A 12,354-nucleotide genomic window follows, 5' to 3' on the forward strand; every position below is an offset into this window, starting at 1 on the left:
TTTGAATATTTAATTTCCCGGTGCAAAAGGGAATTTTAAGGATTGAAAATAGTCTAAAGATTGCGTTGGCTTCTCTACTCCAACTGGCAATTCCTTACCAGAATATTGTTGAAAGTATAACAAACACGCATCTCGCCACCATTTTGCTTCTTTATATTGAATCTCTAATAACATTTTTACTTCTTTGAAACGTTCTTGATCAACATACTTTGCAGTTTTATTCCAAACGTTTTGCATGGCTGCCACCTGATTTACGCCTTCCTGATATTTCAGAGCCAAACCGTTCCATAATGTCTGACCGTTCTTCAATTTATAATCCCAGGAAACATGATGAAACCATAGTAAATCTTTTTCCGGACAGGTTTCCAGATTATCAAAAATTTTGGCTGCTTCGGGAGCATATTGTGCTGTGGCATTGGTACCGGTTTTAGAACGGTCAAAACCGATTCCGTTTTTATCTGCTTTATGATAATATACCGGATTCCATTCTGGTCGGGATAAATTCGAAACCCACGGACCTGGACCATAATGATGGCCGGTATCCATAATATGATGTAAACCAAGCGGTGTCATATAATTCACAACTGCTTCACGCGAATCCATCATCATTTCTTTTACTGGTTTTATGAAGTTTTCATCATTGGAGAAAGTACATCGCAACCATTCATCCGCAATAACCTCAGAATCTAAATTCGGATTCCAGGCCAGTCTTCCAAAGCCGTACCAATTCGCCTGCGCGAAAGGATGACCTGTCCAGTTTAAATCATTTCCGATGTTGGAAACTCCGGCAATTCCGGTTAGTTTTGTTTTCGTTATGGTACCATCAATCACTTTGGCAACGGTAGTCCCTTTTCCTTTTTGCCAGGTATCTGATTCTAATACTTCCTGAAATAATTTCGGCAGAAAAACCAAATGGGTACTAAAACCTAGATATTCCTGCGTAATTTGAAACTCCATCATTAAGGGCGTTTTGGGCATAGCACCAAACATAGGATGAAAAGGCTCACGAGGCTGAAAATCGATCGCTCCATTTTTTACCTGAACGATAACATTGTCTTTGAATTTTCCATCGTAGGGCACAAATTCGGCATAAGCTTGTTTGGCTCGATCGTTGGCATCATGTTCCGAATACACAAATGCTCTCCACATAATTACACCTCCAAAAGGCGCAACAGCATCGGCCAGCATGTTCGCTCCATCCACATGATCTCTACCGTAATTCTGTGGGCCAGGCTGACCTTCAGAATTTGCTTTTACCAGAAATCCACCAAAATCAGGGATTCTTTTATAAATTTCTTTGGCTTTATTTTTCCACCAATTCGCGACATCTGCGTCTTTTGGATCGGCTGTTTTTAAACTGCCAATTTCAATTGGTGCTGAGAAACGAGCTGTCAAATACACTTTTATTCCATATGGTCGAAATACATTCGCTAAGGCTTCAACCTTTTCTAAATATTGTGGCGTCAGGATTAAGGCGTTTGCGTTTACGTTGGTTAAAACTGCTCCGTTAATTCCGATTGACGCATTTGCTCTTGCGTAATCGATATAACGCTGATCAATAAAATCAGGAAGTTTCTGCCAGTTCCATAAAGAAAAACCAGCATAACCACGCTCTACAGTTCGGTCTAAATTATCCCAGTGATTTAAGATTCGGATATTCGTTTTTGGCGCATCAGCAATGTTTAAATTTTTGATGGATTTATTCGTCTGCACCAGTCTTAGAAAACTATAAACTCCGTATAAAACGCCAATATCTTTTTTACCGGTAATGACAATTTGATTTTTACCTTTTAATGAAATCGATTTGATGATAAAACCTTCGTCATTGATCTGATTAAAATTCCCAATTTCTTTTTGAATTTCCGTACTTAGTAATACCTGAGAACCAATGATGATATTTCGATCTCCGTCAAATTCTGATTTAAGACTAATTTTATTTCCGAACATTTCACTCAATCCGACTTCTAATTCTTTTGAAGCAATTTTTAAAGTTTCAGAATTTCCGAAAGAAACGATTCCCTGCATATCAGAACGGTATTTTGAAACCAATTCAACATCCGTTTTCTGGTTATATTGCAGCCACAATTTATAATCCTTTTGTGCCATTGTTTTAAAGGAGAACAAAAGCAGAAAAAGAGGAAGTATAAATAAATGGTTCTTTAGATATCGCATCGGGTGATTTTTTGAATGATTAATTAAAAAACTTGCAATCGGTTGCGTAAAAATATAGCATTGTGTTTTAAGAAAAAAATTTTACTGCAAAATTTTTTACACTACACCAATTCTTTTGTTAAAAAAGAGAAGCAATCGATAGAAAATTATCAATTTATATCAAAAAAAAATTATTCTATTCGCTTTGAAGAAGCGCGAACTAAAACTTCAGTATTTAAAAAAGTAACTTCGGTAATACTATCTTTTTTAGGCGTTTCAGAGTTCTTTTTACCCGTCTTTAAGTGGTTTAGTATTTTCTTGGCTGATGTCTGCCCCATTTTGACGGCAGGATGCGAAATTGTGGTTAATCCCGGATCAATTATTGAGGCAATTGGGTCATCATTAAAACCAACAATTGCAATATCATGAGGAATTTTAAGACCTCTTCTTTTCGCCACCTGAATGGCGCCGACAGCAGCAGTATCATTTGAAGCAAATATACCATCTGGAGGATTTGGCAAATCGAATAACGCATTAGCCACAGTTTCACCTTCTTCAAAAGACAAGTTCGTTTCGGTTATAAGTCCTTCATCTACAATCAATCCGGCTTCCAGCAAAGCATCTACATAACCTCTTTTTCGTTCACTATAGGTATTCCGATGTTGCGAACCTGTAATGTGTGCAATACGCTTACAACCTTGATCAATCAGGTGTTTTGTCGCTTTATATCCGGCAGAGTAATTATCAATCATAACGCGATAGGTACTAAAATCCTTTGGCACCCTGTCCACAAAAACCAATGGGATATTTTTATCGATAAACTTTTGGAAATGAGAAGTATCACGTGTAGCCATTGCCAAAGAACAAATTATACCACAAACCCGACTATCATAAAGTGCTTTTGATAAATTAACCTCAGCCTCATACGAATCGTGGCTTTGTGTGATCATAACACTATAACCCGATTTTTGGGCAATTTCCTCAATACCACTAATTAAGGATGAAATAAAAGGTCTATTGATTCGGGTTACTAAAACTCCAATAATTTTGGTTGAATTTCCGCGTAAGCCCGCTGCCAGAATATTTGGTCGAAAGCCCATTTCTTCGGCTACTTTCTTTACTTTTTTTATAGTTTTATCGCTTATAGTAGGATGATCTTTTAAAGCACGCGAAATCGTCGAAGTCGCAACATTCATTCGCTGCGCAATATCATAAATGGTAACATCTCTACTTTCTTCCATAAAAATTTTATAAATAAAATAGTGGTTATTTTACATTATAAATCGACATTAAAATTTGCTGACTTCATGTTTCCACTATTTATGAGAAATAAATTCCTGATATTTTTTCGGTAAAATTAAATTATTTTTTCTTTCTTTACACAATCGGTTGCAATTAAATTTTACAATAAAACATACTTCCTTTTTATAGTTCAAATAAGCATCGATATGCTTTGGAGAATTATGGAGACAGATTAAAAAAAATGTCATATGAAAAAATCAATCGCTCTTTATCAAATCATACTCTTTTCTTTTCTTTCGATCTCTTCTATAGCACAGGATAAAAAAGAAAAATTCCAATTTCAAAATACCTCTTTAAGTTTTGAAGCAAGGGTGAATGATCTTGTAAGCCGTCTGACTCTGGAAGAAAAAGTATCTCAAATGCTGAATTCCTCGCCTGCAATTCCGAGATTGGAAATTCCGGCTTACGACTGGTGGAATGAAACACTTCATGGAGTTGCAAGAACACCTTTTAAAACAACGGTATATCCGCAAGCTATTGCAATGGCTGCGACTTTTGATAAAAATTCACTTTTTACAATGGCCGATTATTCAGCTCTTGAAGGAAGGGCGATTTACAATAAGGCCGTCGAATTAGGCCGAACCAACGAACGTTATCTGGGGCTTACTTATTGGACACCCAATATTAATATTTTTCGTGATCCTCGTTGGGGACGCGGACAGGAAACCTATGGCGAAGATCCGTTTTTGACTGCTGCTTTAGGTGACTTTTTTGTTAAAGGGCTCCAGGGAGATGATCCAAAATATTTAAAAGCGGCAGCTTGTGCCAAACATTATGCGGTTCATAGCGGTCCGGAACCTTTGCGACATACTTTTGATGTTGATGTAACGCCATATGAACTTTGGGATACGTATTTGCCTGCCTTCAAAAAACTGATAACCGAATCAAAAGTTGCGGGTGTTATGTGTGCCTACAATGCTTTCAGGACTCAGCCTTGTTGTGCGAGCGATATTCTGATGACCGATATTTTGCGCAACCAATGGAAATTTGATGGTTATGTAACGTCAGATTGTTGGGCTATTGACGACTTCTTCAAAAATCATAAAACACATCCGGATGCAGCTTCTGCTTCTGCAGATGCGGTTTTTCATGGAACCGATATTGACTGCGGAACAGACGCCTATAAAGCTTTGGTAGAAGCAGTTAAAACCGGAAAAATACCAGAATCACAAATTGATATTTCGGTAAAACGTCTTTACATGATCCGTTTCCGATTAGGAATGTTTGATCCTGTCGAAATGGTAAAATATGCGCAAACTCCAGCTTCTGTTTTAGAAAGTCCGGCACATCAGGAACATGCTTTAAAAATGGCCAGACAATCGATGGTTTTACTGAAAAACGAAAACAATACGTTGCCTCTTAGCAAAAAAATTAAAAAGATTGCAGTTCTGGGGCCAAACGCAGATAATTCGATTTCTATTTTAGGAAATTACAACGGAACACCTTCTAAACTATCAACGGTTTTACAAGGCATTAAAGATAAATTAGGCAGCAATACCGAAGTTATTTATGAGCAGGCCATCAACTTTACAAATGATACTTTATTAGTGTATGCCGATCTTAAAAACCAATATGCTTTTGAAGGCAAACAAGGTTTTAAAGCAGAATATTTCAACAACACAGACCTGTCAGGAAAGCCTGAAATTACAAGAATAGAAACAGAATTGAATCATTTTTGGCAGGAAGGCCAGACAGTGGTTCAAAACATCAAAGCCAATAATTTTTCTGCCCGTTACACCACCAACTTTACGGCAGCTGAAAATGGAAGTATCACTTTTGAACTTACCGCAGACGATGGCTATCGTTTTCTTGTGAATGGAAAAGAAGAACTAAATGCCTGGACTAAAAACAGATGGGGTGGACAAACTTTTGAATTAAAAACAATAAAAGGAACCGTTTATAATTTGGTTGTCGAATACTGGCAGGGAGAAGGAAAAGGCAACGTTGCCCTGAATGCCGGAAACTATAAAAAAACCAATTTTACGGCTCTTATCAATCGTTTAAAAGATGTTGATGCTTTTGTTTTTGCAGGTGGAATTTCACCTCAACTGGAGGGCGAAGAAATGAAAGTGAATTTTCCAGGCTTTAAAGGCGGCGACCGTACTTCAATTTTATTGCCAGCAGTACAAACCGATTTAATGAAAGCTTTAAAAACGAGCGGAAAACCAGTAGTTTTTGTGATGATGACCGGAAGTGCAATTGCTATTCCGTGGGAAGCTCAAAATGTTCCTGCTATTGTAAATGCGTGGTATGGCGGACAGGCAGCGGGAACTGCGGTTGCTGATATTCTTTTTGGAGATTATAATCCCGCCGGAAGATTACCAATTACTTTTTATAAAGGCGACTCAGACTTACCTGAATTTGTAGATTATAAAATGGATAACAGAACGTATCGTTATTTTAAAGGAACGCCGCTTTATGGTTTTGGATATGGTCTTAGTTATACTTCTTTTAAATACGATCAGTTAACAATGCCTTCTAAAATTAGTAAAGGAAAAAGCGTTTCTATTTCTGTACGCATTACCAATACCGGAAAAATGGCAGGCGAAGAAGTTGCGCAGTTATATGTTATCAATAAAAACAAAGCCATCAAAGCACCTTTGAAAACTTTGAAGGGATTTGAACGTATTAATCTTAAATCTGGCGAAAGTAAAACTATAACTTTTACCCTCTCTCCAGAAGACTTATCGCATGTTAGTACTGAAGGTGTTTATCAGGAATATAATGGCGAGATTAAAATTGCCATTGGCGGTCATCAGCCTGATGAAACTAATAAAACAAGTGGTAATGTTTTAACCAAAAGTCTTTTGATTGAATAAAAACAAAGCTATTTTTTACTGTGAAGCTGTTTATAAAGCGTTTCCATCGGAGCCTGATTTAATTGCATTATTCCCGTTTCCGGACGATCTAAAGCTAAAATCAGAAACATAACCGAAGAAAAAATAATGGAAATAAAAACGGCCAAAACATGATTTTTTTTACCTGAAATTCCAAATTGATAGCCGAGAATGAGCATCGTAAATAAAATTATTATAAACAGTACCCATAAAATTGTGGCTGGCAGTCGGTATTCGAAAGTAAAAGTGACGCGCTTATTATAATTGTCAACGAGTTCGTTTACTGAACCGGTATAAAGTGAATACGCTTCAGAACTGCGATCTTGCGCCGCTAAAGCTTCAGAATAGCTCCATAGTGAATCAAGGATACTTTGTGATCTTTTCTTTAGATTTTCTATTTTTTTTACTGAAAGATCTTTAAAAAGACTAACACGCAAATCTGTATATTCTTTTAAAAGATTTCGGGAAGAAGAACGATAGGGGTCCGGTATTAATCCGGATTGAAGATACGCCTTTCTGATTATGGTCACTTCTTCCAGCAAAAGCTCTTTTCTGTTATTATAGCGATTGTCTACAATCTGAAATGTAAAAGCCAGCATGAAAGCCAAAAGCCCAAGTGCGGCTCCTACTACTGATCCGACTGGAGAATCATTTACTTTTCCGGATTTATTCCTCACTAATAAGCCGTAATACTGACCTGCAAGAATGGGGATTAAAATACTGAAGAAAGGAATAACAAACATTCCTAAAAGCTCAAAAAAACTTACATTTATCATGGTTCTTTCGTATTTGGATAGTAAAACTGGCAAATCAAATATAATCTTTATTCCGTAATTCTAAACCTATTGAATTTCAAAATATTACAATTATTATTTTTCTTCTCTATTTGAAATTAAATCAAACATTATTCTGAACTAAAAAGGAAAAATAATAAGATTTTTTTTCTAAATTTGATTGTAGAAATTTGCTTTCTATACGATTTCCCCAAATCATTTTTTTTATTACCTCAACCTGCATTGACCTTTTGGCAAATAGTAGTAACGTAAAATGAAAAAAAATGAAAAATTTTACTCTGACAATCTTTTTAATTTCCTGCTTTATTGTTTCTTCCTTTGGATTTTCAAAGGATAAAACTCTTTCTGACCATAAGAAAATTGCTTTTTTTATTCCAGATCCTTCTTTTGATAATTACACAGCACCCATTATTGACGATGTAACTGTGTTGGCCTTTTTTAAAAAATATTCTCAATTAAAAGAGTATCAAAAAGATGTTTCAACACTTTACAAAGACAGATCCTATAAGTCAATCTGGTACGAGGGCAATGACATCAACGAATTTGGACATTTGATGTATCAAAAACTGAACTCTACTTACGAACAAGGTGTTCAGGTGAGGATTCCGTATAAAGATAAAATAGACAAGGTTTTTGATGAAGATTTGACTGAAAAGATTTCAGAGTCGGATACTGAGCTTTTATTGAGTTCCATGTATATCCTTTATGCAAAACATGTTTTTCAGGGAATGGATGCCGCTGAACAAAATAAAATCGAATGGTATTTACCAAAGAAAAAACTTTCTTATGAGACTTTATTAGATTCTATTGTTACCAATCACAATTTATTGGATGAAAATAATCATATTCTTTTTAGTCAATATTACAAACTTCAGAATGTTTTAAAAAAATACAGGGAAATTGAAAAAAACAACACCTGGAAAACCATTACAATGCCAAATCCATACAAAGACTTAAGACCGGATGATACCGGAGTTACGATTCAGGACATCAGAACACGACTTTTTGTTCTTGGTGATTTGGCCCAGGATTCTAAAAGTAATTTTTATGATCAGGAATTAATGGATGGTGTAATGAAATACAAACTCCGCCATGTACTCACTCCAAATTATATTATTAACAAAGAGCATATTAATCAAATGAATGAGCCGGTAAGTGATCGTATCAAAACTTTGATGTTAAATATGGAACGCTGTCGATGGATTCCGCCAACATTAGAAAACCAAGAAGAATATGTGATGGTTAACATTCCGTCGTTCAGGCTGTATTTCGTCCGAAATGGAAATTACGATGTTGTATCTAAAGTTTTTATCGGTACTCCATTAACCAAAACCGTCATCTTTAGCGGACAGATAGATCGCATTGTTTTTAGTCCGTATTGGTATGTACCGGCAAGTATTATTAAAAATGAATTACAGTTAAAAATTGCGGAAGACAAAAATTATCTGGCAGAGCATAATATGGAATGGAACGGCGGAAACGTAAGACAAAAGCCAGGTCCGGAAAACGCTTTGGGACTTGTGAAATTTATGTTTCCAAATCCAAACGATATTTACATGCACGACTCCCCTTCTAAAACTTTATTTGGTTTTGAAAAACGGATTTTCAGTCACGGCTGTATCAATGTCGAAAAAGCAAAAGAACTTGCCGTTGCCATGATGAAGGATTATCCAGACTGGACGATTGATAAGATTAATACGGCAATGAGCGGTGAAAAAGAAACGCCATTCAAACTAACTAAAAAAATCCCAATCTATATAGGCTATTTCACTGCCTGGGTAAGCAAAGAAGGTGATATTGGATTTTTTCCTGATGTTTATGAGCGTGATGTTAAACTTAACAGCTTGCTTTTTCCTTTGGATACGGGGTATAAGACGGCTAATAATTAGTCTTTTTAGAAAATAGAGTAAAGAGTAAAGAAGAAAGAGTATAGATTAAAGAATATAGAGAATAAACCTCCTGGAATGGTATTTCTGGAGGTTTTTCTATTTTTGTTTGTATTATTATTTTTTTAGCTGAATACTAATTCTAATAAAAAAATAACCCCTGGAAAAACTTTTTTTAATCTCTTAACAATTTCATAATCTTACCGTTACGATCAATTCATATTAGTTTTATTAATTTGAGTAAAACTAAACATTATGAAATTCTTCAATCTAAATTTCTTGGTTTCATTCAAAGAATGGCTTTTTTTAAGAGCGATGCATTCTACTTTCCTTCACTAATAAGTTATCAGTTTAAAATAAATTATTAGTTTAAAAATAAGGAAAGTCAATTGAATGAATAAAGTTGAGAAGTCATTTTTACACAAAGACCAATTTGGACAGGATTTCTTGTGGGGTGTTTCTACCGCCGCTTTCCAAATTGAAGGAGCACATGATGCCGACGGAAAAGGTTCTTCAATCTGGGATGTTTTTACAGCTCAAAAAGGAAAAGTAAAAAACGGTCATCATGCCCTAACGGCTTGCGATTTTTATAATTCGTACCAAAACGATATAAATTTAATAAGCCATTTAAATATTCCGAATTTCAGATTTTCGATCAGCTGGCCCCGAATTATGCCAACCGGAACGCATCCTGTTAATCAGGCCGGAATTGATTACTACAATAAAATTATAGATTCTTTACTTGAACAAGGTATCGAACCCTGGGTTACACTTTATCATTGGGACTTGCCACATGCACTCGAAGTAAACGGCGGATGGACCAATCGCGATTCAGTTTCCTGGTTTTCTGACTATGTCGAGGTTTGTGCAAAACACTTTGGCGATCGCGTAAAAAACTGGATGGTCATCAATGAACCTTCTGTTTTTACCGGAGCGGGTTATTTTCTGGGAATTCACGCTCCCGGAAAAAAGGGAATTACCAATTACCTAAAAGCCATGCATCATGTAACTTTGGCTACAGCCGCCGGTGGCAAAATACTGAGAGATAAAGTAGCTGATGCGAACATCGGAACTACTTTCTCCTGTACGCATATTGAACCTTTTTCTCAGAACATAAAAGATATCGAAGCCGCAAAACGTGTCGATACTTTACTGAACAGAACTTTTATAGAACCTATTTTAGGAATGGGTTATCCTCAAAAAGATTTGGCAGTACTTAAAAAACTGAATAATTATATCAAAGAAGATGACGGCAACAATCTGGCCTTTGATTTCGATTTTATCGGATTGCAATGTTATACTAGAGAAATTGTAAAAGCTTCGTTATTGACGCCCTATATTGGTGCCGAATTAATAAGTGCCGAAAAAAGAAATGTCATCGCCACCGACATGGGTTGGGAAGTCTATCCTCCTGCCCTGTATCATATCCTAAAAAGATTTAATGCATATGAAGGCATCCGAAAAATTATAATTACGGAGAATGGTGCTGCTTTTCCTGATACAGTTACTAACGGAAAAGTTTACGACATTAAACGCACACACTTTATTCAGGATCATTTAGAGCAAATCCTGAAGGCCAAAGAAGATGGTTTAAGTGTTGATGGCTATTTTGTGTGGAGCCTTACGGATAACTTTGAATGGGCCGAAGGGTACAACGCCCGTTTCGGATTAATACACGTTGATTTTGAAACGCAGAAAAGAACCATCAAGCATTCCGGTTTATGGTTTCGCGATTTCTTATCTTAAATAAAAATTCTGATAAACTTAAAATAGCAATCTTATGGAAATCAATTGGCTTATTATTTCAGCAATCATAATTGGAGTTGCTATATTAGTTTATTTTCTAATCAAGCAAAATAAAAAAGACCGTAAAAAGATCGAAGAAGAATTAAACTACACTAAAAAATCTGAGGAAGTGGAGATTAATGATGATCCTAATTTGTAAGGATTTTTAGAAGCTAGACCTACTATGTACAATATCCTTCGCCGCATGTGGTTTACTTATATTTTCATAGCTGCTACGTTCATTATTCTTTCTCTATAATTTTAAAGGTTATCACCTAATAGTTGTTTAAGTTTTAAGAATGTACTTTGCCATCCTTTTACATAGTCATGTTTTGAACCGTTTCCGAAATTCATATGTTCAAACTGCATTTTCGTTGATTTACCCTCTTCAGTTAGCAACAAAACAATAAAAGATTCTACGCTGGGTTCGCTTTTCCAATGCCAGGTAAACGTTAGCTTACTTAATTTTTCAATCTCGGTATAAATGCCATGACAAGTATGCTCGGTCTGGTCGGCATCTTTAAAAACTACTTCAAAACTACCACCTGACCTGACATCTAGTTTTGCACTTAATACTTTTCCTTTGGGATCAGATCCAAACCACTTCATTATAACATTAGGTTCGGTCCACGCTTCCCACACTTTTTCAACTGAAGTATGGATTATAGTCTCGATAAATAGTGAGTCTTTAAATGTTTCCTTGTCCATAATTTTAGTAAACTAATAATTAAATTAGAAAAATTATCTGTTACAATGACCGTGAATGTTCTGCCACTATAGCGGTTTTGGCACTAAATTAAATCCATTTTTCTGATTTGCCACATAATCTTACATACAAAACCAACTTTCCATTAAGACAATTGCCCAAATCCGTTGTAGTAGCTTTTAGGTATAGTTTTCAGTTGATTACCAATATTCAAAGATTCGGGAAATTTTCCCATTTTTAAACTCAAAAAGTGTCATTTCTGAGTCTCCAACTTTAATACCATCATCTTTCTTTTTAACAAACCTTTTTTCTACAACTACTGCGTTTAGTCCGATAATTTTGTTTACTATTTTTATATCTGTAATTTTTCCGTCATAACCTCCTTTTTTTTGATTTCTGACGTATCCATTATACAAATCTTGTCTGGTATAAGTTCCACCATATTTTGGATGAACATATTCAAAGTCATCCGTAAAAAGTTCAAAAGCGCGATCAATATCTTCGATTGTTGAGTTTTTCTGAAATATTTTAAGGTTCAAATCGTAATATTTCTTCACTACAGTATCTAGTGAGTCTTTATGAGCTTTTGAGGCATCCTGCGCAATTATTTGGTTAGTTAATAAAAAAAGTAATGAAATAGAAAATAATATTTTTAAATGTGTTTTCATATGTATTTTGTTAGTTCAAATTCTACTTAACGGTCCCACATTGTGGAATTTTGAAAACGATTATTTCAGTTTAAACGAAAATTCCATTAAAATCCAGCTAGTATTACTGTCTGGTGTTTTTTGTCGATTGATAATTACTGCTAACGTTCTGGTACTACAGCGGGTTTGGGACTAAATTAATCTCTATTTTCGGATTTGCCAAATCATCCCAAATACAAAACCAAC

At 35.5% G+C, this 12,354-nt stretch carries 9 protein-coding genes; 4 read left to right on the plus strand and 5 right to left on the minus strand.

What is annotated here, in order from left to right; genetic code table 11:
- Nucleotides 1-9: 9 nt before the first annotated feature.
- Both AC3ITQ_RS21455 and AC3ITQ_RS21460 read right to left on the minus strand, forming a co-directional pair.
- Nucleotides 10-2,106, minus strand: a complete 2,097-nt coding sequence (locus AC3ITQ_RS21455) for an alpha-glucuronidase family glycosyl hydrolase (RefSeq protein ID WP_489236107.1) — start codon at nucleotides 2,104-2,106, stop codon at nucleotides 10-12.
- Nucleotides 2,107-2,342: 236 nt separating this feature from the next.
- Entirely contained in the window at nucleotides 2,343-3,392 is a 1,050-nt protein-coding gene (locus AC3ITQ_RS21460) for a LacI family DNA-binding transcriptional regulator (RefSeq protein ID WP_489236108.1), read from the minus strand.
- A 249-nt stretch (nucleotides 3,393-3,641) separates the two neighbouring features.
- Here AC3ITQ_RS21460 and AC3ITQ_RS21465 point away from each other — a divergent pair, with 249 nt between their 5' ends.
- The gene (locus AC3ITQ_RS21465) at nucleotides 3,642-6,272 is read left to right on the plus strand and encodes a glycoside hydrolase family 3 C-terminal domain-containing protein (RefSeq protein WP_489236109.1); all 2,631 of its coding nucleotides are present in this window, start codon (nucleotides 3,642-3,644) and stop codon (nucleotides 6,270-6,272) included.
- An 8-nt stretch (nucleotides 6,273-6,280) separates the two neighbouring features.
- Here AC3ITQ_RS21465 and AC3ITQ_RS21470 read toward each other — a convergent pair whose 3' ends face one another.
- Nucleotides 6,281-7,066: a bestrophin-like domain gene (locus tag AC3ITQ_RS21470; RefSeq protein WP_489236110.1), complete on the minus strand. Its 786-nt coding sequence runs from the start codon at nucleotides 7,064-7,066 to the stop codon at nucleotides 6,281-6,283.
- Nucleotides 7,067-7,347: 281 nt separating this feature from the next.
- Here AC3ITQ_RS21470 and AC3ITQ_RS21475 point away from each other — a divergent pair, with 281 nt between their 5' ends.
- The 3 genes from AC3ITQ_RS21475 (at nucleotide 7,348) to AC3ITQ_RS21485 (ending at nucleotide 10,915) form a co-directional block, all read left to right on the plus strand.
- Nucleotides 7,348-8,973 carry a L,D-transpeptidase family protein gene (locus AC3ITQ_RS21475; RefSeq protein WP_489236111.1) on the plus strand — a complete coding sequence of 542 codons (1,626 nt, stop codon included), beginning with the start codon at nucleotides 7,348-7,350 and terminating at the stop codon, nucleotides 8,971-8,973.
- 390 nt (nucleotides 8,974-9,363) lie between these two features.
- Entirely contained in the window at nucleotides 9,364-10,716 is a 1,353-nt protein-coding gene (locus AC3ITQ_RS21480) for a GH1 family beta-glucosidase (RefSeq protein WP_489236112.1), read from the plus strand.
- Between the two features lie 34 nt (nucleotides 10,717-10,750).
- Nucleotides 10,751-10,915 (plus strand): hypothetical protein, encoded by a 165-nt coding sequence (locus AC3ITQ_RS21485; protein WP_489236113.1) that lies wholly within the window; start codon nucleotides 10,751-10,753, stop codon nucleotides 10,913-10,915.
- 101 nt (nucleotides 10,916-11,016) lie between these two features.
- Here AC3ITQ_RS21485 and AC3ITQ_RS21490 read toward each other — a convergent pair whose 3' ends face one another.
- Together AC3ITQ_RS21490 and AC3ITQ_RS21495 are read right to left on the minus strand one after the other, a co-directional pair.
- Nucleotides 11,017-11,463 (minus strand): SRPBCC family protein, encoded by a 447-nt coding sequence (locus AC3ITQ_RS21490; RefSeq protein ID WP_489236114.1) that lies wholly within the window; start codon nucleotides 11,461-11,463, stop codon nucleotides 11,017-11,019.
- Nucleotides 11,464-11,661: 198 nt separating this feature from the next.
- A complete protein-coding gene (locus tag AC3ITQ_RS21495; protein ID WP_489236115.1) occupies nucleotides 11,662-12,129 on the minus strand; it encodes a nuclear transport factor 2 family protein in 468 nt (155 codons plus the stop codon).
- Nucleotides 12,130-12,354: the final 225 nt, after the last annotated feature.

It is taken from the genome of Flavobacterium sp. KH_001 (genome assembly GCF_057840745.1).

Bases quoted from the DNA above. Each gene is read 5' to 3' on its own strand.
- AC3ITQ_RS21455 (WP_489236107.1), bottom strand. From the start codon at position 2,106: ATGGCACAAAAGGATTATAAATTGTGGCTGCAATATAACCAGAAAACG.
- AC3ITQ_RS21460 (WP_489236108.1), bottom strand. From the start codon at position 3,392: ATGGAAGAAAGTAGAGATGTTACCATTTATGATATTGCGCAGCGAATG.
- AC3ITQ_RS21465 (WP_489236109.1), top strand. From the start codon at position 3,642: ATGAAAAAATCAATCGCTCTTTATCAAATCATACTCTTTTCTTTTCTT.
- AC3ITQ_RS21470 (WP_489236110.1), bottom strand. From the start codon at position 7,066: ATGATAAATGTAAGTTTTTTTGAGCTTTTAGGAATGTTTGTTATTCCT.
- AC3ITQ_RS21475 (WP_489236111.1), top strand. From the start codon at position 7,348: ATGAAAAATTTTACTCTGACAATCTTTTTAATTTCCTGCTTTATTGTT.
- AC3ITQ_RS21480 (WP_489236112.1), top strand. From the start codon at position 9,364: ATGAATAAAGTTGAGAAGTCATTTTTACACAAAGACCAATTTGGACAG.
- AC3ITQ_RS21485 (WP_489236113.1), top strand. From the start codon at position 10,751: ATGGAAATCAATTGGCTTATTATTTCAGCAATCATAATTGGAGTTGCT.
- AC3ITQ_RS21490 (WP_489236114.1), bottom strand. From the start codon at position 11,463: ATGGACAAGGAAACATTTAAAGACTCACTATTTATCGAGACTATAATC.
- AC3ITQ_RS21495 (WP_489236115.1), bottom strand. From the start codon at position 12,129: ATGAAAACACATTTAAAAATATTATTTTCTATTTCATTACTTTTTTTA.